20 protein-coding genes are annotated in these 23,016 nt (G+C 73.7%); 12 read left to right on the plus strand and 8 right to left on the minus strand.

What is annotated here, in order from left to right:
- The first annotated feature begins 55 nt into the window (after window positions 1–55).
- From ABZ945_RS05315 to ABZ945_RS05325, 3 genes are read left to right on the plus strand one after another with little or no spacing between them, the layout of a single operon-like run.
- Window positions 56–772 carry a DUF5819 family protein gene (locus tag ABZ945_RS05315; RefSeq protein WP_361264172.1) on the plus strand — a complete coding sequence of 239 codons (717 nt, stop codon included), beginning with the start codon at window positions 56–58 and terminating at the stop codon, window positions 770–772.
- Window positions 769–2,043: an HTTM domain-containing protein gene (locus ABZ945_RS05320; RefSeq protein ID WP_361264175.1), complete on the plus strand. Its 1,275-nt coding sequence runs from the start codon at window positions 769–771 to the stop codon at window positions 2,041–2,043. The genes ABZ945_RS05315 and ABZ945_RS05320 overlap by 4 nt, the downstream gene beginning before the upstream one ends.
- A gap of 11 nt (window positions 2,044–2,054) precedes the next feature.
- Window positions 2,055–2,741: a TrmH family RNA methyltransferase gene (locus tag ABZ945_RS05325; RefSeq protein WP_361264647.1), complete on the plus strand. Its 687-nt coding sequence runs from the start codon at window positions 2,055–2,057 to the stop codon at window positions 2,739–2,741.
- A 248-nt stretch (window positions 2,742–2,989) separates the two neighbouring features.
- Here the strand turns inward: ABZ945_RS05325 and paaN are convergent, their stop codons facing one another.
- Entirely contained in the window at window positions 2,990–4,684 is a 1,695-nt protein-coding gene (gene paaN, locus ABZ945_RS05330; protein ID WP_361264178.1) for a phenylacetic acid degradation protein PaaN, read from the minus strand.
- Between the two features lie 123 nt (window positions 4,685–4,807).
- Here paaN and ABZ945_RS05335 point away from each other — a divergent pair, with 123 nt between their 5' ends.
- Both ABZ945_RS05335 and ABZ945_RS05340 read left to right on the plus strand, forming a co-directional pair.
- Window positions 4,808–6,523: a 3-hydroxyacyl-CoA dehydrogenase gene (locus ABZ945_RS05335; protein ID WP_361264181.1), complete on the plus strand. Its 1,716-nt coding sequence runs from the start codon at window positions 4,808–4,810 to the stop codon at window positions 6,521–6,523.
- Window positions 6,520–7,113, plus strand: a complete 594-nt coding sequence (locus tag ABZ945_RS05340) for a TetR/AcrR family transcriptional regulator (protein WP_361264184.1) — start codon at window positions 6,520–6,522, stop codon at window positions 7,111–7,113. The genes ABZ945_RS05335 and ABZ945_RS05340 overlap by 4 nt, the downstream gene beginning before the upstream one ends.
- An 80-nt stretch (window positions 7,114–7,193) precedes the next feature.
- Here the strand turns inward: ABZ945_RS05340 and ABZ945_RS05345 are convergent, their stop codons facing one another.
- Window positions 7,194–8,015: a hypothetical protein gene (locus ABZ945_RS05345; protein WP_361264187.1), complete on the minus strand. Its 822-nt coding sequence runs from the start codon at window positions 8,013–8,015 to the stop codon at window positions 7,194–7,196.
- A gap of 65 nt (window positions 8,016–8,080) precedes the next feature.
- Window positions 8,081–8,533: an Lrp/AsnC family transcriptional regulator gene (locus ABZ945_RS05350; protein WP_361264650.1), complete on the minus strand. Its 453-nt coding sequence runs from the start codon at window positions 8,531–8,533 to the stop codon at window positions 8,081–8,083.
- Between the two features lie 439 nt (window positions 8,534–8,972).
- Here ABZ945_RS05350 and pdhA point away from each other — a divergent pair, with 439 nt between their 5' ends.
- From pdhA to ABZ945_RS05365, 3 genes are all read left to right on the plus strand, one after another.
- Complete coding sequence (gene pdhA, locus ABZ945_RS05355) at window positions 8,973–10,109, plus strand: pyruvate dehydrogenase (acetyl-transferring) E1 component subunit alpha (protein WP_361264190.1); 1,137 nt, start codon at window positions 8,973–8,975, stop codon at window positions 10,107–10,109.
- 77 nt (window positions 10,110–10,186) lie between these two features.
- Window positions 10,187–11,161, plus strand: coding sequence for an alpha-ketoacid dehydrogenase subunit beta (locus tag ABZ945_RS05360; protein ID WP_361264655.1), 975 nt, complete (start codon window positions 10,187–10,189; stop codon window positions 11,159–11,161).
- Entirely contained in the window at window positions 11,161–12,621 is a 1,461-nt protein-coding gene (locus ABZ945_RS05365) for a dihydrolipoamide acetyltransferase family protein (RefSeq protein ID WP_361264193.1), read from the plus strand. Before ABZ945_RS05360 ends, ABZ945_RS05365 begins: the two co-directional genes overlap by 1 nt.
- A gap of 352 nt (window positions 12,622–12,973) precedes the next feature.
- On the opposite strand, the gene ABZ945_RS05370 is transcribed toward ABZ945_RS05365, so the two are convergent.
- Together ABZ945_RS05370 and ABZ945_RS05375 are read right to left on the minus strand one after the other, a co-directional pair.
- Window positions 12,974–13,300, minus strand: a complete 327-nt coding sequence (locus ABZ945_RS05370; RefSeq protein ID WP_361264196.1) for an SMR family transporter — start codon at window positions 13,298–13,300, stop codon at window positions 12,974–12,976.
- Window positions 13,297–13,710 carry an SMR family transporter gene (locus ABZ945_RS05375; RefSeq protein ID WP_361264199.1) on the minus strand — a complete coding sequence of 138 codons (414 nt, stop codon included), beginning with the start codon at window positions 13,708–13,710 and terminating at the stop codon, window positions 13,297–13,299. The genes ABZ945_RS05370 and ABZ945_RS05375 overlap by 4 nt, the downstream gene beginning before the upstream one ends.
- 275 nt (window positions 13,711–13,985) lie before the next feature.
- Between ABZ945_RS05375 and ABZ945_RS05380 the strand changes: the two genes are divergently transcribed.
- Genes ABZ945_RS05380 through ABZ945_RS05395 form a run of 4 tightly spaced genes read left to right on the plus strand, consistent with a single transcriptional unit; the run spans window position 13,986 to window position 18,419 of the window.
- Window positions 13,986–14,945 carry an NTP transferase domain-containing protein gene (locus ABZ945_RS05380; protein WP_361264202.1) on the plus strand — a complete coding sequence of 320 codons (960 nt, stop codon included), beginning with the start codon at window positions 13,986–13,988 and terminating at the stop codon, window positions 14,943–14,945.
- A complete protein-coding gene (locus ABZ945_RS05385; RefSeq protein ID WP_361264205.1) occupies window positions 14,942–16,288 on the plus strand; it encodes a molybdopterin molybdotransferase MoeA in 1,347 nt (448 codons plus the stop codon). The genes ABZ945_RS05380 and ABZ945_RS05385 overlap by 4 nt, the downstream gene beginning before the upstream one ends.
- Window positions 16,276–17,370, plus strand: coding sequence for a potassium channel family protein (locus ABZ945_RS05390; protein ID WP_361264208.1), 1,095 nt, complete (start codon window positions 16,276–16,278; stop codon window positions 17,368–17,370). The genes ABZ945_RS05385 and ABZ945_RS05390 overlap by 13 nt, the downstream gene beginning before the upstream one ends.
- A 53-nt stretch (window positions 17,371–17,423) precedes the next feature.
- On the plus strand, window positions 17,424–18,419 hold the full coding sequence (locus ABZ945_RS05395; RefSeq protein WP_361264211.1) for an NAD(P)H-quinone oxidoreductase: 996 nt from the start codon (window positions 17,424–17,426) through the stop codon (window positions 18,417–18,419).
- Window positions 18,420–18,578: 159 nt separating this feature from the next.
- Here ABZ945_RS05395 and ABZ945_RS05400 read toward each other — a convergent pair whose 3' ends face one another.
- The 3 genes from ABZ945_RS05400 to ABZ945_RS05410 all read right to left on the minus strand — a co-directional run bounded on the left by ABZ945_RS05400 (window position 18,579) and on the right by ABZ945_RS05410 (window position 22,888).
- A complete protein-coding gene (locus ABZ945_RS05400) occupies window positions 18,579–19,127 on the minus strand; it encodes a bacterial proteasome activator family protein (protein WP_361264214.1) in 549 nt (182 codons plus the stop codon).
- A gap of 135 nt (window positions 19,128–19,262) precedes the next feature.
- Window positions 19,263–22,130 carry an FtsX-like permease family protein gene (locus tag ABZ945_RS05405; RefSeq protein ID WP_361264217.1) on the minus strand — a complete coding sequence of 956 codons (2,868 nt, stop codon included), beginning with the start codon at window positions 22,128–22,130 and terminating at the stop codon, window positions 19,263–19,265.
- The gene (locus ABZ945_RS05410; RefSeq protein WP_361264220.1) at window positions 22,127–22,888 is read right to left on the minus strand and encodes an ABC transporter ATP-binding protein; all 762 of its coding nucleotides are present in this window, start codon (window positions 22,886–22,888) and stop codon (window positions 22,127–22,129) included. Before ABZ945_RS05410 ends, ABZ945_RS05405 begins: the two co-directional genes overlap by 4 nt.
- Between the last annotated feature and the right edge of the window lie 128 nt (window positions 22,889–23,016).

The following is a 23,016-nucleotide window of genomic DNA, read 5'->3' on the forward strand; positions in this document are numbered from 1 at the left end:
GGCCGGGGAGCCGGCCGCGACGGCGGACCGGCCCGCGGAATCGGAGCCGGCGGGATTGAAGCCGACGGGAGCGGAGCCGACGGAGCCCGGGAGCCCCGGTGGCGGAGTCGGGGCCGGGATCCAGGGGCTGACCCTGCCGTACCAGATCGCCGCGGCCGTCACGCTCGCCGTCGTCCTGGTCGCCGGCGGGCTCCATGTGGGGATGATCTTCCTGCACGTCGCCCCGTCGAACACGCTGAGCAAGCAGCACGGCCAGGCGATGGACGACTGGGTGCTCCCCGAGTTCGAGCAGAACTGGAAGCTCTTCGCCCCCAACCCGCTCCAGCAGAACATCGCCGTCCACGCCCGCGCCGAGATCACAGACACCGACGGCGGGCGCCGCACCACCGGCTGGGTCAGCCTCTCCGCCGAGGACGGCGCGGCGATCCGCGGCAACCCGCTGCCCAGCCACACCAACCAGAACGAGCTCCGCCGCGCCTGGGACTTCTACGTGAACTCGCACACCGAGGACAACCGCGCGAACGGGTTGCGCGGACGGCTCTCCGAGCGCTACGTCCGGCGCATCGCCCTGCTGAAGCTGGAGAACCAGCCCCTCGGCGGCCGGATCGAGCGCATCCAGCTGCGCTCCGCCACCCAGGGCGTGGGGGCCCCGGTCTGGAGCAAGGAGCGGCACGACACCCGTACGTACTACCGGGTGCTGCCCTGGTGGACGGTCACCGCAGCCGACCTGCCCGGCGGCGCCACCGGAGGCCGGACGGAGGCCCGCCGATGAGCGAGCGCCCCACCATCGCCGCCGACCGGGAGCCGTTCGACCGCCGGCTCGCCCGGGCCTTCCAGCGGGTGACCGCCACCGCCCTGGGCCCGTACCAGAGCGCCGTGGTGCGCATCGGGTTCGCCGCGGCCTGGCTGTTCTTCCTGCTGCGCGAGATCCCGCACCGGCACGAGCTGTACGGGCCGGACAGCCCCTGGGCCTGGGACATGGCCCAGGAGCTGATCGCGAACAACCGCGCCTTCACCGTGCTGATGTGGTCGGACTCGGGCCTGTGGTTCGAGTGCGTCTACGCCCTGGCCGTGCTGTCCGCCGCCGCGCTGCTCGTCGGCTGGCGCACCCGGGCCGCCTCCGCGCTGTTCCTGGTGGGCGTGCTCTCGCTGCAGAACCGCTCCGTCTTCATGGGCGACGGCGGCGACAACGTCATCCATCTGATGGCGCTCTACCTGGTCTTCACCCGGTGCGCCCGGGTCTGGTCGCTGGACGCCCGGCGCGCCGCCCGCGCGGCCGAGGCGCGGGCCGCCGGCGAACGGCCGCGCGACCTGGTCGGGCCGCTGCTGTGGGGGCTGGCGGTGCCCGGGCTGGTCGCCGCCACACTGCTGCGGGACCGCAGTGGGGAGCCGTGGCTGCTGGTGCTGCTGTGGCTGCTGTGGGCCGCCCAGGGTGCCTGGTGGCTGGTCGAACGCCGCGCGCCCGGCCAGCCCCTGGCCCTGCTCGACGTCCTCGCCAACCTGCTGCACAACGCCGTACTGGTGGTGATCATGGCGGAGGTGTGCCTGATCTACGCCACGGCCGGCTGGTACAAGGTGCAGGGCTCGCGCTGGCAGGACGGCACCGCCCTGTACTACCCGCTGAAGCTGGACTACTTCACGCCCTGGCCGTTCCTCTCCGATGTGCTGGCCGCCAGCGCGATCATGGTCATGGTGGTGACCTACGGCACCGTGATCGTCCAGGTCGCCTTCCCCTTCACGCTCTTCAACCGCAAGGTCAAGAACGTGCTGCTGGCCGTGATGATGATGGAGCACGCGGGCATCGCGGTCCTGCTCGGACTGCCGTTCTTCTCGCTGGCGATGATCGCCGCCGACGCGGTGTTCCTGCCGACGGTGTTCCTGGTGTGGGCGGGCGCCCGGGTGGCGCGGGGCCGCGACCGCCTGCTGCGGCGTGGCCGGGCAGATGGCTCCGGCCGCTCGGGTGGCCCGGGCGGTTCCGCCCCGGGGCCCGGTGAGGAGAGCGGAACCGCCGGGGACGCGGCTCCCCGTACCCTCGTGGGGTGAGCAGCGAGACCCTGCCGGACGGCACCCTTGCGGACACCGGGCCGCACCAGCACGACGACGCCGAGCCGGCGCAGTACGACGAGGGCTTCGCCCCCGAGGTGGGCGTCGGGCCGCACCCCCTGCCCTGGCCCCGGGGCGAGCGGTACGACCCCGAGCTGCTCGCCGCCGGCGACCGGCGCAATGTGGTGGACCGCTACCGGTACTGGACGCGGGAGGCGATCGTCGCCGACCTGGACACCCGGCGGCACGACTTCCATGTGGCCGTGGAGAACTGGGGCCATGACTTCAACATCGGCTCGGTGGTGCGCACCGCCAACGCCTTCCTGGCCCGGCAGGTGCACATCGTGGGCCGGCGCCGCTGGAACCGGCGCGGCGCCATGGTCACCGACCGCTACCAGCATCTGCGCCACCACCCGGACACGGCCTCGCTGACCTCCTGGGCGGCCGCCGAGGGGCTGGCCGTCATCGGCATCGACAACCTCCCGGGCGCCGTCCCGCTGGAGCGCACCGAACTGCCGCGCCGCTGTGTGCTGCTGTTCGGGCAGGAGGGCCCGGGGCTCACCGAGGAGGCCCGCGAGCACGCCGCCATGGTCTGCTCGATCGCCCAGTTCGGCTCCACCCGCTCCATCAACGCGGGCGCCGCCGCCGCGATCGCCATGCACGCCTGGGTGCAGCGGTACGCGGAGATCACCCGGTAGCGCGCCCGATCACCCGGTAACGCGCCCGCTGCTTCGCGGCGCCCGAGCCGAGGGCCGCCGCCTCCACTGCCGACTCGGGCAGGGTCGCCCCTGCTGGCCGGCCGCCGGGCCTGGGGGTGTGGTGGCCCGGCGGCCGGGTCTGTGGGACACCGGAGCGCCCGCGGAACGGGTCCGGTGTCGGTGGGGCGCCCGGGGCGGGGCGGGTGCCGGTGCGGGCTCCCGCACCGCCGCGTCGGGCGGGCCGGGGGTCAGGCGGGGCGGCGGACTTCGACCACGCGGAAGCGGTTGGCGACGAAGGCCGCGTCGCACAGGGCCGCGTTGGCGGCCGGGTTGCCCCCGGAGCCGTGGAAGTCGGAGAAGGCCGAGGTCTGGTTCACGTACACCCCGCCGGTGAGGTTCAGCGAGAGCTGCGCCGACTCCTCCAGGCAGACCTCCTCCACCGCCCGCTCCACATCCGGCGAGGTGGTGTAGGCGCCGACCGTCATCGCGCCCTTCTCGCGGACGGTGCGCCGCAGCAGCTCCAGCCCCTCGGCGGTGGAGCCGACCCGGACGGCGAAGGCGACCGGACCGAAGCACTCCGACATATAGGCGGCCTCGGCGTCGGGCTTGGTGCCGTCCAGCGAGACGATCACCGGGGTGCGGACCACCGCGTCCGGGAAGTCCGGGTGGGCGACCTCGCGGGAGGGCAGCGCCACCTCGCCCAGCTCGGGCGCGGCCTCCAGCCGGGCCCGTACGTCCGGGTTCACCAGGGCGCCCAGCAGGGCGTTGGCCCGGGCGTCGTCGCCGAGCAGCCCGCCGACCGCTCCGGCCAGGTCGGCCACCACCTCGTCGTAGGACTTGGGGCCCGCGTCGGTGGCGATGCCGCCCTGGGGGATCAGCACGTTCTGCGGGGTGGTGCACATCTGGCCGCTGTAGAGGGAGAGCGAGAAGGCCAGGTTGGCGAGCATGCCGCGGTAGTCGTCGGTGGAGTCCACCACCACCGTGTTGACCCCGGCCTTCTCCGTGTAGACCTGCGCCTGGCGGGCGTTGGCCTCCAGCCAGTCACCGAACGAGGTGGAGCCGGTGTAGTCGATGATCCGCACCTCGGGGCGGAGCGCCAGCTCCTTGGCGATGCCCTCGCCCGGCCGCTCCACGGCGAGGGCGACCAGGTTCGGGTCGAAACCGGCCTCGGCCAGCACCTCCCGGGCCGCCTTGACGGTCAGCGCCAGCGGGAGCACCGCGCGCGGGTGCGGCTTGACCAGCACCGCGTTCCCGGTGGCGAGGGAGGCGAAGAGGCCCGGGTAGCCGTTCCACGTGGGGAAGGTGTTGCAGCCGATCATCAGGGCGACGCCGCGGCCCACCGGGGTGAAGGACTTGCGCAGCTCCAGCGGGTCCTTCTTGCCCTGGGGCTTGGACCAGTCCGCCACCAGCGGGACGCGGACCTGCTCCGCGTACGCGTAGGCCACCGCCTCCAGGCCGCGGTCCTGGGCGTGCGGTCCGCCCGCCTGGAACGCCATCATGAACGCCTGGCCGCTGGTGTGCATGACCGCGTGCGCGAACTCATGGGTGCGGGCGCTGATCCGGGCCAGGATCTCCAGGCAGACCAGGGCGCGCACCTCGGGGCCCGCGTCCCGCCAGCCGCCCATCGCCGCGCGCATCGCGGGCAGCAGCACCTCCACGTCCGCGTGCGGGTACTCCACGCCCAGCTCCGGGCCGTACGGCGAGACCTCGCCGCCGGTCCAGTCGTCCGTGCCCGGCTGGTCCAGCTCGAAGCGGCGGCCCAGCACCGCCTGGTGCGCGGCCAGACCGTCGGCGGCGCTCAGCGAGCCGTCCTCCCCGTACGCCTTGGGGTGCTCCGGGTGCGGCGACCAGTAGGCGCGGGTGCGGATGGCTTCGAGGGCCTGGTCCAGGGTGGGCCGGTGCTTCTCGGTCAGGTGGTCGGTGGTCAGCTGAGCGGCGGCCATGGCGGACCAACTCCTCGTCGAGCTGGGCAGGGACGGGCGGACACGGCTAGAGTAACCGAACGATCGGTCGGGACAAGGGGGTCTCCCGAGCCTGTGGAAAACCCATCGGGGAGGATCACTGCCATGACCGACACCGAGACCACGGCCGAGGCCGCCGCCACCGGGGCCGGCGGCCAGTCCCGGAGTGCTGCGGGGGCCGGCGGCAGCGCAGTCCACACCCCGAACGAGCGAACCGCGGCGTCTGCTCGCCCGTCGCCTGGGCCGGTGCAGGCGGCGGACAGCGCGCCGCACGGCCCGGTGGAGCGCGAGCGGACCGTCGCCGTGATCGGCACCGGCACCATGGGCCAGGGCATCGCCCAGGTCGCCCTGCTCGCCGGTCACCCGGTGCGGCTCTACGACGCCGCCCCCGGCATGGCCCGGGAGGCCGCCAGGACCATCGGCGGGCGGCTGGACCGGCTGGTCGCCAAGGGCCGACTGGCCGAGGACGAGCGGGACGCCGCGCTCGGGCGGCTGCACGAGGCCGCCGACCTTTCCGACCTGGCCGACGCCGCGCTCGTGGTGGAGGCGATCGCCGAGCGGCTGGACATCAAGCGAGAGCTGTTCGCCGGGCTGGAGAAGACCGTCTCCGACGACTGCCTGCTCGCCACCAACACCTCCTCGCTCTCCGTCACCGCCATCGCCGGGGCGCTGCGGCTGCCCGGCCGGTTCGTCGGGCTGCACTTCTTCAACCCGGCCCCGCTGCTGCCGCTGGTGGAGGTGGTCAGCGGCTTCGCCACCGACGAGGCGGCCGCGGACCGCGCGTACGCCACCGCCGCCGCCTGGGGCAAGACTCCGGTGCGCTGCGCCGACACCCCCGGCTTCATCGTCAACCGCCTCGCCCGCCCCTTCTACGCCGAGGCGCTGCGGCTGTACGAGGAGCGGGCCGCCGACCCGGCCACCATCGACGCGGTGCTGCGCGAGAGCGGCGGCTTCGCGATGGGCCCCTTCGAGCTCACCGACCTGATCGGCCAGGACGTCAACGAGGCCGTCACCCGCTCGGTCTGGGAGGCCTTCTTCCAGGACCCCAGGTTCACGCCCTCGCTGGCCCAGCGCCGGCTGGTGGAGTCCGGGCGGCTCGGCCGCAAGAGCGGGCAGGGCTGGTATCCGTACGGGGAAGGGGAGACTCGCCCCGCCCCGCACACCGCCGCCCCGGCCCCGGCGCCCGAGGCCGTCACCGTGCACGGCGACCTCGGCCCGGCCGCCGTACTGCTGGAGCTGATGGAGACGGCCGGGGTCACCGTCCACCGAGGCGAGGACCCCGGCGACGACCGCCCGGGCTGGATCGAGCTGCCCGGCGGCACCCGGATCCTCCTCGCCGACGGCGGACCGGCCGACCTCGGCGCGGCGCCGGAGATCCACCTCGACCTGGCCCTGGACTACCGCACCGCCACCCGGGTCGCCCTGGGACCGGCCGCCGGCGTCCCCGCGGCCTGCCTGGAAGCCGCCATCGGGCTGTTCCAGGCGCTCGGCAAACAGGTCAGTGTGATCGCCGATGTGCCCGGGCTGATCGTGACCCGGACCGTGGCCATGCTGGTCGACCTCGCCCTGGACGCGGTACGCCGCGGGGTGGCGAGCGCCGAGGACATCGACACCGCGATGCGGCTGGGCGTCAACTACCCGCGCGGGCCGCTCGCCTGGGGCGGGGAACTGGGGCTCGACCGGGTGCTGGAGACCCTGTTCCTGCTGCACGACGAGTACCCCGGCGGCCGCTACGCCCCCTCGCAGGAACTGCGCCGCCGGGTCGCCGGACTCCGGGCCGCCACCGGGAAGTCCGCCATCGGGAAGGGCGAGCGCTCATGACCACCGCGAGGCGGGACACGTACACCCCCGAGACCCTGTTGTCGGTCGCGGTGGGGGTGTTCAACGAGCGCGGCTACGACGGCACCTCGATGGAACACCTCTCCAAGGCCGCCGGTATCTCCAAGTCGTCCATCTACCACCATGTGGCGGGCAAGGAGGAACTGCTGCGGCGGGCCGTCAGCCGGGCGCTGGACGGGCTGTTCGCCGTCCTCGACGAGCCCGGCGCGGTGCGGGGCCGGGCGGTCGAGCGGGTGGAGTACGTGACCCGGCGCACCGTCGAGGTGCTGATGGACGAGCTGCCCTACGTAACCCTGCTGCTGCGGGTGCGCGGAAACACCCGTACCGAGCGGTGGGCGCTGGAGCGGCGGCGCGAGTTCGACCACCGGGTGGCGGACCTGATGAAGGCCGCAGCCGCCGAGGGCGACCTCCGCCGTGACGTGGACATACGGCTGGCCACCCGGTTGCTGTTCGGGATGGTCAACTCGCTGGTCGAGTGGTACCGCCCGCACCCCGGCGCCGACGGCGAGCGGGAGCAGGTGGTGGACACCGTGGTGCATCTCGCCTTCGACGGGTTGCGTGAGAACGGCTGACCGCGCACGTGGCAAGGGGTGTGTTTCACGTGAAACACACCCCGGCTGAAGCCGACGGCCGACGAGCCGACGGCGCGCCTCTAGGCGGCCATGGCGGGTTCGCGGCCCAGCGCACCGCGCAGGGTGCGTCCGTGGTGCACCCGCAGCCGGCGCAGCTCCCAGGCGGACAGTGCGGTCACCGACAGCGGCGGACCGAACAGGAAGGTGATCCGCACCCACAGCGGCGCCGTGACCGGCGGGTTGTCCAGGAGCTGTACGACGAACATCGCCCACACCAGTACGGGTGAGAGCAGGGGCGGCAGCACCTCGTGCACCTCGGCCGTGCGGAAGGCGTGGTGCACCGCGAGGACGGCGGAGGCGAGGCTGAACAGCCCGCCGGACAGGAACAGCACGGAGGCCGCGAGGCCGAGCAGGAGACCGCCACCACCGTCCTGGTGCTGTTCCATCAGGATGGGGCCCAGGCCGTACAGCAGTGCCCCGGCGAAGAGTGCGCCCAGCGAGGTCAGCGGGCCGCCCAGCCGCCGCCGGTAGACGGGGCGCAGAGGGGGCCGGGCCGCCAGCACGAACGCGGTCAGCGCGAGCGGGGTGACCCCCACCAGGATCAGGGCGCTGATCAGGGCCTCGACGAGTTGGTCCTCCAGCACGTCGCCGGCACCCTCCTGGAGCGGGTACGTGTACAGCAGCCAACCGGTGGCGGCGAGGCCGAGCACGGTCCTGGCCAGCTGCATCCAGGTGATCGCCGGGTCGGTGGCGGCGTCGGGGCGTTCGTGGTGGCGGGACGCGTGGATACCGACGGCGAGGCCCACGAGGAAGACGGGCGGCGTGATCAGCAGGCCCAGGCAGCCGACGCGGTCCCGGTCGTCCCCGCGGCGGTCCCGCCGTCGGCGGGCATTGCGGTGCACTGGCTGCTCCCCCTGGCAGTCATGACGATGATCATCGGATCATAGAGGGGTGGGGCCGGGGCGGCTCACGCTTCGTCGGGGGAGATCCGGCGGCTGAGGTCGGTCTCCTCGAAGACCAGCAGAGTGCGGGTGGAGAGCACCTCCGGGATGGCCTGGAGGCGGGTGAGCACCAGCTCGCGCAGGGTGCGGTTGTCCGGGGTGTGCACCAGCAGCAGTACGTCGAAATCGCCGCTGACCAGCGCGATGTGCGCGGCGCCCGGCAGTGCGCGGAGCTGCTCGCGGACCGTGCGCCAGGAGTTCTGGACGATCTTCAGGGTGATGTAGGCGGAGGCACCCTGCCCGGCGCGCTCATGGTTGACCCGGGCGCTGAAGCCCCGGATCACCCCGTCGTCGATGAGCCGGTTGATCCGGGCGTAGGCGTTGGCGCGGGAGACATGGACGCGGTCGGCCACCGAGCGGATCGAGGCGCGGCCGTCCGTCTGGAGTATGCGGAGGATGTCGCGGTCGATCGGGTCCAGCGGACGCGCGGCCGGCTGCTGCGGCTCACCACCGGTCGCGTTCGTGCCACCGGCCGTGTTCGCGCTTCCGGTCGCGTTCGTGCCACCGGCCGAGTTCGGGCTTCCGGTCGCGTTCGCGCCGCCTACCGTGCTCGCGCCACCGGCCGCGTTCACAGCGCCGGTCGCGTACGGACTACCAGTCGCGTTCACGCTGCCTGTCGCGTTCGTTTCGCGGCCGTCGGCCATTTGTTCAGCTCCCATGCGCCCCCGCCTCTCCGTTGTGGACGACCTGGCCCCATCCCAGGCTGTGGAGAACCGTTTGTCCACAGGGTGGCGGTGCCTGTAGCCAAAATGCCGCCACGACCGAACAATCGGTAGGTGAGGCACGTCACAGCCGTGCCCCCCTTCGGGTCTTATGCCCGCCGGGTCCTTTGCCCGCTCCCACGAGGAGGTCGCAGTCATGACGGTCCAGGAGCTTCCCGGTGCCGCCGCGTACCGGCCCGCCCCGCCGCCGGAGTGGAAGCCGCGCACCGACCCCGCACCGCTGCTCCCGGACGCCGAGCCGTACCGGGTGCTCGGCACGGACACGGCCGACGGCTTCGCCCCCGAGCTGCTGCGCAAGCTTTACGCCGAGCTGGTCCGCGGCCGCCGGTACAACGCGCAGGCCACCGCCCTGACCAAGCAGGGCCGGCTGGCGGTCTACCCCTCCAGCACCGGCCAGGAGGCCTGCGAGGTCGCCGCCGCCCTGGTCCTCGAAGAGCGGGACTGGCTCTTCCCCTCGTACCGCGACACCCTCGCCTGCGTGGCCCGCGGCCTCGACCCGGCCGAGGCGCTGACCCTGCTGCGCGGCGACTGGCACACCGGCTACGACCCGCGGGAACGCCGTATCGCACCGCTGTCCACCCCGCTCGCCACCCAGCTGCCGCACGCGGTCGGCCTCGCCCACGCCGCCCGGCTCAAGGGCGACGACGTGGTGGCGCTCGCCATGGTCGGCGACGGCGGCACCAGCGAGGGCGACTTCCACGAGGCGCTGAACTTCGCCGCCGTCTGGCAGGCCCCGGTCGTCTTCCTCGTACAGAACAACGGCTTCGCCATCTCCGTACCGCTCGCCAAGCAGACCGCCGCGCCCTCACTGGCGCACAAGGCCGTCGGCTACGGCATACCGGGCCGCCTGGTCGACGGCAACGACGCGCCCGCCGTGCACCAGGTGCTCTCCGAGGCGGTGGCCCGCGCCCGGCGCGGCGGCGGCCCCACCCTGGTGGAGGCCGTGACCTACCGCATCGAGGCGCACACCAACGCCGACGACGCCACCCGCTACCGGGGCGACGGCGAGGTCGCGGCCTGGCGCGAGCACGACCCGGTGAAGCTGCTGGAGCGCGAGCTGACCGGCTGCGGACTGCTGGACGAGGACGGGGTCCGCGAGACCGCCGAGCAGGCCGAGGCGATGGCGGCCCGACTGCGCGACCGGATGAACGCCGACCCGGTGCTGGACCCGATGGAGCTGTTCCGGCACGTCTACACCGAGCCCACCCCCCAGCTGCTGGAGCAGGCCGCGCAGCTGCGCGCCGAGCTGGACGCCGAGGAGGACCCCCGATGAGCCCCGCGTCCACCGCGCCGACCGCCTCCACCGAGGCGGACACGGCCGCGCCGCGGCGTCCCGCGAAGCCCGCCACCATGGCGCAGGCGCTCCAGCGGGCGATGCGCGACGCCATGGCCGAGGACCCGGCGGTCCATGTGCTCGGCGAGGACGTCGGCACCCTCGGCGGAGTGTTCCGGGTGACCGACGGGCTGGCCAAGGAGTTCGGCGAGGACCGCTGCACCGACACCCCGCTCGCCGAGGCCGGCATCCTCGGCACCGCCGTCGGCATGGCGATGTACGGGCTGCGCCCGGTGGTCGAGATGCAGTTCGACGCCTTCGCCTACCCGGCCTTCGAGCAGCTGCTCAGCCATGTCGCCAAGATGCGCAACCGCACCCGCGGCACCATGCCGCTGCCCCTCGTGGTGCGGGTGCCCTACGGCGGCGGGATCGGCGGCGTCGAGCACCACAGCGACTCCTCCGAGGCCTACTACATGGCGACTCCGGGGCTCCAGGTGGTCACGCCCGCGACGGTCGAGGACGCCTACGGGCTGCTGCGCGCCGCCATCGCCTCCGACGACCCGGTGGTCTTCCTGGAGCCCAAGCGGCTCTACTGGTCCAAGTCCGACTGGTCGCCCGAGGCCCCGGCCGCCGTGGCGCCGATCGGCCGCGCGGTGGTCCGGCGCACCGGCCGCAGCGCCACCCTGATCACCTACGGACCGTCCCTGCCGGTCTGCCTGGAGGCCGCGGAGGCCGCCGAGGCGGAGGGCTGGGACCTGGAGGTGGTGGACCTGCGCTCGCTGGTCCCCTTCGACGACGAGACGGTCTGCGCCTCGGTACGGCGCACCGGTCGCGCGGTCGTGGTCCATGAGTCGTCCGGCTTCGGCGGGCCCGGCGGGGAGATCGCCGCCCGGATCACCGAGCGGTGCTTCCACCATCTGGAGGCCCCGGTGCTGCGGGTCGCGGGCTTCGACATCCCCTACCCGCCGCCGATGCTGGAACGGCACCATCTGCCCGGTGTGGACCGGGTGCTGGACGCGGTCGCCCGACTGCAGTGGGAGGCGGGAAGCTGATGGCGCGGGTGCTGGAGTTCAAGCTGCCGGACCTCGGTGAGGGGCTGACCGAGGCGGAGATCGTCCGCTGGCTGGTGGAGGTCGGCGACGTGGTCGCCATCGACCAGCCCGTGGTGGAGGTCGAGACGGCCAAGGCCATGGTGGAGGTGCCCTGCCCGTACGGGGGCGTGGTCACCGCGCGGTACGGCGCCGAGGGCGAGGAACTGCCGGTCGGCGCCCCGCTGATCACCGTCGCCGTCGGCGCGACGGAGCCCGGCCCGGCGCCGCAGACCCCCGCGCCCGCCCCCGAGGGCGGCGAGGCCGAGGGCTCGGGCAACGTCCTGGTCGGCTACGGCACCACCGCCCCCGCCGCCCGCCGCCGCCGGATACGCCGCGACGACCCCGCGCTCCCGGCCCCCGCCGCCGTCCCCGCCCCCGTCAACGGCAGCGCGCCCCCGTCCCCGCCTGCTCCCTCAGCCCCTACAGCCCCGTCGGCCTCTCCGGCTTTCTCGACTCCGTCGGCTCCCCGGGCCCTGGATCCGGCTGTGGCGGCCCCGGCTTTGACATCACCATCCCTCCCGGTCCCCGACGGCCCGGTCGCGGTGATCTCCCCCCTGGTGCGGAAGCTGGCCCGGGACAAGGGCGTCGACCTGCGCCGGGTGGCCGGCTCCGGACGGGACGGGCTGATCCTCCGCGCCGACGTGGAGCGCGCGATCACGGCCGCGGCGACGCCCGTCGCCGAACCGTCCCCCGCCGAACCGTCCCCCGCCCCGGCGGCCGCGTCCTCCCCCGCCGGCGAACGCGTCCCTCTGCGTGGCGTACGCGGCGCGGTGGCGGCCAAGCTGTCACGCAGCCGCTCGGAGATCCCCGACGCCACCTGCTGGGTGGACGCCGACGCGACCGAACTGATGGCCGCGCGGGCCGCGATGAACGCGGCGGGCGGACCGAAGGTGTCGCTGCTGGCCCTGCTCGCCCGGATCTGCACCGCCGCGCTGGCCAGGTTCCCCGAGCTGAACTCCACCGTGGACACCGCTGCCCGGGAGATCGTCCGGCTTCCCGGGGTGCACCTCGGCTTCGCCGCCCAGACCGACCGGGGGCTGGTCGTACCGGTCGTCCGCGACGCGCACGGGCGCACCGCGGAGTCCCTGACCGCCGAGTTCGCCCGGCTCACCGAGGTGGCCCGCGAAGGGGCGCTGACCCCGGCGGACCTGACCGGTGGCACCTTCACCCTCAACAACTACGGCGTCTTCGGCGTGGACGGCTCCACCCCGATCATCAACCACCCCGAGGCCGCCATGCTGGGCGTGGGACGGATCATCCCCAAGCCCTGGGTGCATCAGGGCGAGCTGGCGGTCCGCCAGGTCGTGCAGCTGTCGCTGACCTTCGACCACCGGGTGTGTGACGGCGGTACGGCGGGCGGCTTCCTGCGATACGTGGCCGACTGCGTCGAGCAGCCGGCGGTGCTCCTCCGCACCCTGTGACCGTGCCCCGGGAGCGGCAGTCGCCCGGCGGCCCCACGAGGCAGTGGGCGCCCGACGCCGCTCCCGACCCGTCCCGTCTCCGCTCCCCTCCCGTCCCGTTGCCGCTCCCGCTGCCGCCCCCGCCTGCCCCTGGCCCTGGCCGACGGGCTTGGCGAACTCTCGCCATCACGGCACGATCGCGATCCGTTCTTCGTTGCCCAAATATGGAAGGGGGCGCAAGGGGCGGGAGCACGCAGGCAGGACCGAGAGGTGGAGCACGGAAGCCCCCACTGGTCGATAGCGGCGGTCGGCGTCGTCTGGTCAAGCGATCAAGCGATCAAGCGATCAAGTGGTGGTCAGCGTGGCGGGCGGCTCAGTGCGTGGCGCCGAGCTCGATGAACAGGACGCCCGCGACGATCAGCACCATGCCGAGGCCCATCACCTTGGTCAGGGGTTCGCCGAACAGCAGCCGGGAGGCGAGCGCGGTGAGCGCCACCCCGACGGCGGCCCAGATCCCGTAGGCGACCCCGATGGCGAGCCCCTCGGCCAAGGCCAGGGTGAGCAGGGCGAAGGCGAGCAGATAGCCCGTGCCGACGGCGAGGAACCACGTCCGGGCGCCGCCCGGCTGGGAGGCCATCCGCAGCGACAGGGTGGCGCCCACTTCGCTGAGGATGGCGCCGGCGAGGAAGACCCAGGTCATGCGGCACCCCCTCGCCCGGCACTGCCGCGTCGGGCGCCGCCTCGTCGGGCGCTGTCGCGTCGGCCGTGGGGTGAGTCCGGGCGGCGCTGGGCGGCCTGGGAGCCGAGTTCCACGCAGAGCACGCCGCCGATGACCAGGACGATGCCCACGCCCATGGTGCCGGTCAGCGGGTCACCGTAGAGGGCGGTCGCCAGCAGCGCGGTGAGGGCGACCCCGGAGGCGCCCCAGATGCCGTAGGCGACGCCGAGGCCCAGCCCGGCCCGCAGCACCATGCCGAGCATGACGAAGGCGCCGACATAGCCGGCCGCGACCAGCGCGTACCAGGCGGGCTGGTCGAGGGCCGCGCGCAGGGAGAGCGTGGCGGTCACCTCCAGGCCGATCGCCGCAGCCAGCAACAACCACTTCCGCATGGCGGGCACCTCCTTGTGGTGGGGAGTCCTTGTGATGTCGAGCGGGGGATACCTGGGGACAGCTCGGGGGGTACTCGGGGGGTATCCGCGGACAGCAGTGCGGGATCTTGCCTACCACCTTTGGCGGGGCGATCGCCTGCCATCTTTGGCAGGGCCATTTCCGGCGGGCCTGCCACCTGGGGAGGGGAGGGGGCCGGGGGCGTGTCGGGTGGGGTGTGGGGTGGGGGGGCGGACCCGGGGTTCGGGGGTGGGGGGTCGCTCGGGATACTGGGTGGGTGAGCCGATTTGATGCGGTGGTGCTCGCCGGGGGCGCGGCCAGACGACTGGGGGGCGTGGACAAGCCCGGCGTGACCGTGGGGGCCCGCCCGTTGCTGGACCGGGTGCTCGACGCCTGCCGGGGGGCGGGGCGGACGGTGGTCGTGGGCGGGCGCCGGCCCACCGTGCGGCCGGTCCGGTGGGTGCGGGAGGAGCCGCCCGGCGGTGGTCCGCTGGCGGCGCTGTCGGCCGGGCTGCGGCTGGTCGAGGCGGACACGGTAGTGGTGCTCGGCGGTGACCTGCCGTTTCTTGGGGAAGCGGCCGTGGCTGCCTTGGTGGGTGAGCTGGGGGCCGAGGAGGGCGCGGAAGGGGTGCTGGCGGTGGACGGGGGTGGGCGGGATCAGCCGCTGACCGCCGCGTACCGGACGGAGCCGTTGCGGCGGGAGATCGCGCTGCTGGCTGCCGAGCACGGCACCCTGCCGGGGTTGCCGCTGCGGCTGCTCATGGACGAGCTGGTGTTGCGCCGGATCGGGAGCGGGCCGGGGACGTCGTTGGAGGGTGCTTCGTTCGACTGCGACACCTGGGAGGACATCGCCGCCGCCCGCTCGCGGATCAGGGAGCATGGACACGTGCTGGATGAATGGATCACCGCGGTCAAGGCCGAGCTCGGTATCGAACTGGATGTGGACACCGACGTGCTGCTGGATCTGGCACGGGACGCCGCGCATGGGGTTGCCCGCCCGGCTGCGCCGCTGACCACGTTCCTGGTCGGGTACGCGGCCGCTCAGGCCGCCGGGAGCGGTGGGTCGGCGGAGGGGGCGCGGGCCGTGGCCGAGGCGGCGCGGAAGGCGGCGGCCCTCGCGGCGCGCTGGGCGGACGAGGGTTCCGGTCCCGCCGAGCCCGCTGGGCCCACCGGCCCCGTTGACCCCACCGGTCCCACTGGCCCCACCAGTCCCTCCGAGGGGGACGGGTCGTCGTGACCGGGTCGGAGGTGGAGGGGGTCGAGGAGGCGCTGGCGCTGCTTGTTCCATTGCCGGGGGATCGCGGTGGTCGTGAGACGGCCGGGGCCAGGGGCGGGGAGAGGGCTGGGGCGGAGCGGCATCGGGCGGTGGCTTGGGGTGAGGCCCGGGCGTTGGCGGGGCGGTTGGGGGCGGGTCGGCCGGTGGGCTTCGGGCACACCGGTCTCGGGCAGGCGCTGGGCCGGGTGCTCGCGGATCCGCTGACCGCGCTCACCGATCTGCCGCCCTTTGACACCTCGGCCATGGACGGGTGGGCCGTCGCCGGGCCGGGGCCTTGGGCGGCGAGCGGTGGCGGTGACGCCGTGCTGGCGGGCCGGGTGCCCGTCGAGCCGTTGCAGGACGGGGCGGCGGTGCGGATCGCCACGGGGGCGCGGCTGCCGTCGGGGGCGACCGCGGTGATCCGGGCGGAGCATGCGCGGATCGATGCGGCGGGGCAGTTGCATGCGCTGCGGGCGGTGGGCCATGGCCAGGACATCCGGCCGCGTGGGCAGGAGTGCCGCTCGGGGGATCAGCTGCTGCCCGCCGGGACCGTGGTCACCCCGGTCGTGCTGGGGCTCGCGGCGGCGGCCGGGTATGACGGGCTGGTGACGGTGGAGCGCCCGGCCGTGGAGATCCTGGTGCTGGGTGATGAGCTGCTGACCGCCGGGCTCCCGAAGGATGGGCTGATCCGGGACGCCCTTGGGCCGATGCTCACTCCCTGGTTGGAGTCGCTGGGGGCCGAGGTGGTCGCCGTGCGGCGGCTCGGGGACGAGGCCGGGGCGCTGGCCGAGGCGGTACGGGGTTCCACGGCCGATCTGGTCCTGACCACCGGGGGCACCGCCGCGGGCCCAGTGGACCATCTGCACCGGGTGCTCGCCGAGGCCGGGGCGGAGCTGCTGGTGGACGGGGTCAAGGTGCGCCCGGGGCATCCGATGCTGCTCGCCCGGCTGGACCCGGGCCGCCATCTGGTCGGGCTGCCGGGCAACCCGCTCGCCGCGGTCGCCGCCCTGCTCACCCTTGCCGCGCCGCTGCTGCGCGGGCTGGCCGGCCGTACCGCCGCCGCCTCGCGAACGGCCGCGGTAGGGGAGCCGGTGGCCGGGCATCCGTACGACACCCGGCTGGTGCCGGTGGTGCGCCGGGGGGCCGAAGGGCAGGCCGGTGACGGGGTGGCCGTGCCGGTGCGGTTCCATGGGCCCGCGATGCTGCGCGGGATCGCGGTGGCGGACGGGCTCGCGGTCGTCCCGCCCACCGGGGCCCGCGCGGGCGACACTCTGGAAATTCTGACGCTGCCCTGGGCGCCGACCACCGAAGGATGTTTCACGTGAAACTTCCCGGCCATGACGCGATGGCCCGCCGCGCCGACGAGCACCTGGTGGGCGGCCAGATCAAGCTGCCCACCGAGGTGGTCACCCGGCCCCTGCTCCAGGTCGCCCGGCGGCTGCTGATGGCCCTGGCCGTACTGGTGCTGACGGTCCTGATCGTCTACGTGGACCGGGACGGGTACTTCGACAACGCCGACGAGCGGGTCGATCTGCTCGACGCCTCGTACTACGCGACCGTCACCCTGTCGACCACCGGCTACGGCGACATCGTCCCGCGCAGTGACAGCGCCCGACTCGTCAACATCCTGCTGGTCACGCCGCTGCGCGTGCTCTTCCTCATCATCCTGGTCGGCACCACTCTCGAAGTCCTCACCCAGCGGACCCGGGAGGAGTGGCGGCTGAACCGCTGGAGGTCCACCTTGCGCGACCACACCGTCGTCGTCGGATTCGGTACGAAGGGCAGGTCGGCCATCCAGACGCTGTGCGCCACCGGCCTGAAGAAGGAACAGATCGTCATCGTCGATCCCAGCAGCAAGGTGATCGAGGCGGCGAACGCGGACGGTTTCACCGGAGTGATCGGCGACGCCACCCGCAGCGATGTGCTGCTGCGCGCCGAACTCCAGCGCGCGCGGCAGATCGTGATCGCCACTCAGCGAGACGACACGGCGGTACTGGTGACTCTGACGGCCCGGCAGCTCAACCGGGGGGCGAAGATCGTCGCCGCGGTGCGGGAGGAGGAGAACGCGCCGTTGCTGCGCCAGTCCGGCGCGGATGCCGTGATCACCAGTGCCAGTGCCGCGGGCCGGCTGCTCGGGATGTCCGTGCTCAGCCCGAGCGCGGGCACCGTGATGGAGGACCTGATCCAGCAGGGCAGCGGCCTCGACCTGGTCGAACGGCCGGTCATAAAGGCGGAGGTCGGCAAGAACGTCCGGGAGACCGACGACCTGGTCATCAGCGTGCTGCGGGGCCACCGGCTGCTCAGCTACGACGATCCGGTGGCCAGCCCGCTCCAGCTCACCGACCGGGTGATCACCATCGTCCGCGCGACGAGCGTGCCGCCGACGCTGACCACGCCGCCGGAGTAGCCCGCCAACGTCCATACCGCCGGGGCCGGGGTGGCCGGAGTAGCCTCGCGGCCATGTATGCGATCACGATTCCGGAGCCCGGTGGTCCTGACGCGCTGGTCTGGGCCGAGGTGCCCGATCCCGTGCCCGGCGAGGGAGAGGTGCTGGTCGAGGTGGCGGCCGGGGCCGTCAACCGGGCCGACGTCCTCCAGCGCCAGGGGTTCTACGACCCGCCGCCCGGCTCCTCCCCGTACCCCGGCCTGGAGTGCTCCGGCCGGATCGCCGCGCTGGGCCCCGGGGTGACCGACTGGTCCGTCGGCGACCAGGTGTGCGCGCTGCTCGCGGGCGGCGGCTACGCCCAGCAGGTGGCCGTCCCGGCCGGGCAGCTGCTGCCGGTGCCGGACGGCGTGGACCTGGTCACCGCGGCGACGCTGCCCGAGGTGGCAGCGACGGTCTGGTCCAACGTGTTCATGATCGCCGGGCTCCGTCCCGGCGAGACCCTGCTGGTGCACGGCGGCGGCAGCGGGATCGGCACCATGGCCATCCAGCTGGCCAAGGCGGTCGGCGCGCGGGTCGCGGTGACCGCGGGCGGCCCGGAGAAGCTGGCCCGCTGCGCGGAGCTGGGCGCGGATGTGCTGATCGACTACCGCGAGCAGGACTTCGTGGAGGAGGTCCGCAAGGCGACGGACGGGGCGGGCGCGGACGTCATCCTGGACATCATCGGCGCCAAGTACCTGGAGCGGAACGTCAAGGCCCTCGCGGTGAACGGGCGGCTGGCGGTGATCGGGCTCCAGGGCGGCAACAAGGGGGAGCTGAACCTCGGGGCGCTGCTGGCCAAGCGGGCCGCGATCACCGCGACCTCGCTGCGAGCCCGTCCTCCGGCCGAGAAGGCGGCGATCATCGCCGCGGTGGCCGAGCATGTGTGGCCGCTGATCGCGGACGGCACGGTCCGCCCGGTGGTCGATCGCGCCTTCCCGATGCCCGAGGCGCCCGAGGCGCACCGGACCATGGAGGCCAGTTCGCACATCGGCAAGATCGCGCTGGTGAACCCGGACGCGGCGGGGGTCTGAGACGGCGCCCGACGGTGCCTGACCGGGTGCGTCTGAGACCGCTCCCGAAGACGTGCCGAGGCCCGGCACCCCTGGTGCGTACGGTACGCACGCGGGGTGCCGGGCCTCGGTGATGCCGGACGGCGGGCGGCCTGGGGATGTCCACAGGCCCGAAGGTGACTACAGATAGGGGCCCGAGCGGACCGCGCCGGGGCGGTGGTCCTCGTCGTCCTCGTCGTGCGGGGCGCCCGGCGGGAGGGCCCGGCGCATCTGCTCCAACTGGGCGCGGGCCGCCATCTGCTGGGCGAACAGCGCGGTCTGGATACCGTGGAACAGCCCCTCCAGCCAGCCCACCAGCTGGGCCTGCGCGATGCGCAGTTCGGCCTCGGAGGGGATCGCCTCGTCCGTGAACGGCAGGGAGAGGCGTTCCAGCTCCTCCACCAGTTCGGGCGCGAGGCCGTCTTCCAGCTCCTTCACCGAGCTGGCGTGGATGTCCTTGAGCCGGACCCTGCTGGCCTCGTCCAGGGGCGCGGCGCGTACCTCTTCCAGAAGCTGCTTGATCATGCTGCCGATACGCATGACCTTGGCAGGCTGTTCGACCATCTCCGTCACCGGGACCTCGCGCGACTCGTCGTCACCGTCACCGCCGCCGAGCGCCATCAGGTCCTGTCCCACGACGAGGACCTGGGGGTTGTTCTCCTGCGGCCGTTCATTCCTCGGCATCTCCATGCCGCCATTCTCTCGCACAGGTGCGTCATCACTGGGTGTGCCCCCGTACGAGGGTGATCCACCCTCGTACGGGGGCACATGCCCCTGCGGCGGCCTGCCCGAAGGGCGGAGGCCGGTGGCCGGTGGCCGAGCCGGTCAGCCGGCCTCGCGGCGGGCCAGGGCTCCTCGGGAGCGGGTGACCACGGCGGCCAGCAGCGCGGCGCCCAGCGGTACGAGCACCAGCAGCGCGACGAGCGTCTGCCAGGGGATGACGACCGGGGTGTACGGGGCGTCCGCCAGGCCGCCCTGGTCGAGCATCTGGTTGTACCACTTCTCCGACTGGCGCCGTTCGGTGAGCCGAAGGCCGATGCCGGGCAGCAGTCCCGCCAGTGATCCGAGCACCACGCCCATCAGGGCGACCACCCCGCACTGGAAGCCGCTGAGGCTGCGGCGCACCCGCGGCGGGGCGCCGACGGCGGCCAGCGTCTTGAGGTCGGCCTCGGCGTCGGCCTGGGCCAGTCCGGTGGCGATCCCGGCCGCGCCGATGGTGATCAGCCCGGCGAAGACGGTCAGCGCCAGCAGCACGATGCTCTTCTCGCCGGTGAAGCCCTCCTCGACGTAGAGGTCCACATCGGCCCCGAGCTGGTCGAGGTCCTGGTCGAGCTTCTGCCGCTGCTGGCTGCTGGGCAGGGCGTCGGTGGAGTGGAACGCGCCGAGCGGCGCCATGGTCATCCCGGCCTGCTTGACGGCGGAGGCCGGCACGATGCCGCCCACGTCGTAGGACTCGGTGCTGTCGGGGGCCTGGTAGGCGGGCAGCGCGACGACCTTGCCGGGGGTCTCCTTGCCGGCCGCGGCGGCGTCGTTGGCCTCTCCGCGGTCGGCGACCAGCCGCACCGAGAGCTTGCCGGTCTTCTCGTCCACCATGGGCCGGTGGAAGGAGACGACCTTGCCGTCCTTGAGGGCCTGCTCGGCCTTCGGGTCGTCGATCTTCAGCACCTTCAGCAGCGAGGCGTCGCCGACCACCAGTCCGCTCTCGGTGACGCCGCCGCCCTCGGAGGCGCAGCGCCAGTCCTTGCCCAACTTGCGCCGCTCGGCCGGGGTCATGCTGTCGGAGGCCGAGTTGCCTTCGGCGTCGGTCGTCCACAGCGGGCACTCGTTGGCCTTGGGGGTGACCACCTCGGCATAGCCGCAGCCCTTGGCGTCCGAGTACATCTCGCAGCCCGCCCGGCCGACGGTGAGCCGGCCGAGGTCCGCGGTGAGGTCGACCGGCAGGTCCCGGCGTACGGCGTCGCGCAGCGCGGGCGCGTCGCGTCCGTCGCCCTGGGTGAGCAGCGCGGAGACGGCTCCGTTCGGCAGCCGGGCCTCGTAGCCGGCCCGGTACTCGGCCTCGCTGCTGACCTGGTACGTGGCGACGGCGACCGTGCCGGCGACGGCGGCGAGCACCGCGGCCACCGCCGGTGCCGTGCGGCCCCGGTTGCGTACCGCGTCGCGCAGCGCGAGCCGCGGCGAGAGCGGCAGCCAGCGGCTGACCCGGCCGAACAGCCCGACCAGCGCGGGGGTGAGGGCGACCACGCCCAGTTCGGCCAGGGCGCTGCCGCCGGCGACCAGGATGAACTGGTCGGTGACCACCGAGCCGTACAGCGCGATGGCGGCGCCGAGCAGCACGGCGACCAGGCCGATGACCGGCAGGACCCGGTTGCTGCGGCGCACCCCTCGGCGGCCGGTGAGGGAGGCCAGTACGGTCTGGCGGGAGGCGGTCACCGCGGGCACGATCGCGGCGAGCAGCCCGGTGAGGACGGCGAGCAGCGCGATGCCGGCCAGTTCCAGCGGGCGCAGGTCGATGCCGCCGAAGCGCTTGCCGAGCCAGTCCTCCAGCAGCGGGCGCAGCGCCACGGTGAGGGCGACGCCGAGCACCGTGCCGACCACGGCCGCGGCGGCGCCGATCACCAGGCCGCCGGCCAGCACGATGGAGCGGATATGGCGGCGGTCGCCGCCGTTGGCACCGACCAGGCCGAGCTGGCGCCGCGAGCGGCGGGCGCCGACGGCGAAGGCGGGGCCGGCCAGCAGGCAGATCTCCAGCATCGCCAGGCCCACGATGGTGGCCAGGGAGGCGAGCATCGCGGTGTTGGCCTCACCGCTGCTGTCGTAGTCGACCCACTCGGGGTGCTGGTACAGCTTCACCTCGGAGCGCGGCGGCGGGTTCAGCAGCGCCTCCCGCGACTCCACCTTGACGCCCTTGGTGTTGGCCTGCTCGACCATGTTCCACGTGAAACCACCGCGAACACCGGGAGCATCGGGGACATCGACCAGATAGGTGGTGCTCTGGCCGGTGCCGGACATGCCCTGGGCCTCCAGCGCCTTGTCCAGCGGCGTCAGCAGGGCTCCCGGGAGGGCGTTGACCTCGTTGGCGGCCAGATCGCCCGGCAGCTCGTAGGCGCCGGTGATCAGATAGGTCCGGTCCAGGTTGCGCACGGTGAGCCGGGAGCCGGCGGACAGCCCGCTCTCCTTGAGGAACTGCCCGGTGACCGCGACCTCGTCGTCCTTCTGCGGGAAGCGGCCGTCGAGCAGCGTCACCATGCCGTGGGCCATCGGGTCGGTGGCCTTCAGCTCCCGGACGTTCACATGGAGCGAGCCGTGCTCGGTGCGGACCTTGGCGGCGCCGCTGGTGTCCTTGAGGACCCGGGCCCCGGCCGGGACGGCCTTGGCGGTGTCGGCGTCCCCGTCGGGGAACGGCTCATCCTCGTAGGACTTGACGGGCATGGTGTCCTGCCCGTTCGGCGCCTGGTAGATCGGCACCCCGCCGTAGCCGGCGTCGGAGAGCAGGGCGTCGGCGGCGCCCATCGCGCGGTCCGCCTTCTCGGCGACGGACAGCTCCGAGGTCCGCAGGGTCACATTGGCGGCGCTGACGCCGATGATCGGCAGCGCGATCATGGCGAGGACGAGGAAGGAGCGCCCCTTGGAGCGCCAGGCGTCGCGGCGGGCTATCCGCACCGCCGCACGCCAGCCGTGGAACCAGCCGTTCACCGCTCGACCGCCTGACCGCGACCGCCCCGGCCGGAGCCCTGGCCGGCCAGCAGCGAGTCGGCGCCGGAGCGGACGGTCTGGTCGACCACCGCGCCGTCCCGGAGGAAGACCACCCGGTCCGCCCAGGCGGCGAACCGGGGCTCATGGGTCACCAGCACCCCGGCCGCGCCGGCGTCGCAGCGGGTGCGCAGCAGACCGAGGACGGACTCGCCGGTCTCGGAGTCCAGGGCGCCGGTCGGCTCGTCGGCGAGCACCAGCCGGCGGTCGCCGACCAGGGCGCGGGCGATCGCCACCCGCTGCTGCTGGCCGCCGGACATCTCGTCGGGGAAGCGGTCGGCGAGGTGGCCGAGCCCCATCTCCTCCAGCGCCGCCAGGGCCTCGGTGCGGGCCTTGCGCGCGGAGGTGCCGTCCAGCTCGCGGGGGAGGGCGACGTTCTCGGCGGCGGTCAGGGCCGGGATGAGGTTGTAGTCCTGGAAGACGTAGCCGATGCTGCGGCGGCGCAGCGCGGCCAGCGCCTTGCGGCCGGCGGTGGTGATGTCGGTGCCCTCCACCAGCACCCGCCCGGAGGTGGGGGTGTCCAGTCCGCCGGCGATGGTGAGCAGGGTGGACTTGCCGGAGCCGGAGGGGCCCATCACGGCGACCAGTTCGCCGGGGTAGACGTCGAGGTCGATGCCGCGCAGGGCGTGCACCTCGGTGGCGCCGGTGCCGTGGACACGGGCGAGCTGCTGGAGTTGCAGCACGGGCTGCGGTGAAGGCATGGGAATCGGTCCCCCTCGGGGGTACGGCCGCCGCCGGGTGTGGGCCGGGGCGTGCGCGTACGTACGGATGGATGTGCGGATGGAGGTGTGGGGTGCTGCGCCGGTACGGGCGGCGGGGCCGCGGGGCG

The sequence above is a fragment of the Streptomyces sp. NPDC046887 genome, assembly GCF_040644755.1.
GTDB classification, from domain to species: Bacteria; Actinomycetota; Actinomycetes; order Streptomycetales; family Streptomycetaceae; genus Streptomyces; species Streptomyces lichenis.

Excerpts from the sequence above, each read along its gene's own strand:
- ABZ945_RS05320 (WP_361264175.1), top strand. The coding sequence starts at position 769 with ATGAGCGAGCGCCCCACCATCGCCGCCGACCGGGAGCCGTTCGACCGC.
- paaN (WP_361264178.1), bottom strand. The coding sequence starts at position 4,684 with ATGGCCGCCGCTCAGCTGACCACCGACCACCTGACCGAGAAGCACCGG.
- ABZ945_RS05335 (WP_361264181.1), top strand. The coding sequence starts at position 4,808 with ATGACCGACACCGAGACCACGGCCGAGGCCGCCGCCACCGGGGCCGGC.
- ABZ945_RS05340 (WP_361264184.1), top strand. The coding sequence starts at position 6,520 with ATGACCACCGCGAGGCGGGACACGTACACCCCCGAGACCCTGTTGTCG.
- pdhA (WP_361264190.1), top strand. The coding sequence starts at position 8,973 with ATGACGGTCCAGGAGCTTCCCGGTGCCGCCGCGTACCGGCCCGCCCCG.
- ABZ945_RS05360 (WP_361264655.1), top strand. The coding sequence starts at position 10,187 with ATGGCGCAGGCGCTCCAGCGGGCGATGCGCGACGCCATGGCCGAGGAC.
- ABZ945_RS05365 (WP_361264193.1), top strand. The coding sequence starts at position 11,161 with ATGGCGCGGGTGCTGGAGTTCAAGCTGCCGGACCTCGGTGAGGGGCTG.
- ABZ945_RS05370 (WP_361264196.1), bottom strand. The coding sequence starts at position 13,300 with ATGACCTGGGTCTTCCTCGCCGGCGCCATCCTCAGCGAAGTGGGCGCC.
- ABZ945_RS05375 (WP_361264199.1), bottom strand. The coding sequence starts at position 13,710 with ATGCGGAAGTGGTTGTTGCTGGCTGCGGCGATCGGCCTGGAGGTGACC.
- ABZ945_RS05390 (WP_361264208.1), top strand. The coding sequence starts at position 16,276 with ATGTTTCACGTGAAACTTCCCGGCCATGACGCGATGGCCCGCCGCGCC.
- ABZ945_RS05395 (WP_361264211.1), top strand. The coding sequence starts at position 17,424 with ATGTATGCGATCACGATTCCGGAGCCCGGTGGTCCTGACGCGCTGGTC.
- ABZ945_RS05400 (WP_361264214.1), bottom strand. The coding sequence starts at position 19,127 with ATGGAGATGCCGAGGAATGAACGGCCGCAGGAGAACAACCCCCAGGTC.
- ABZ945_RS05410 (WP_361264220.1), bottom strand. The coding sequence starts at position 22,888 with ATGCCTTCACCGCAGCCCGTGCTGCAACTCCAGCAGCTCGCCCGTGTC.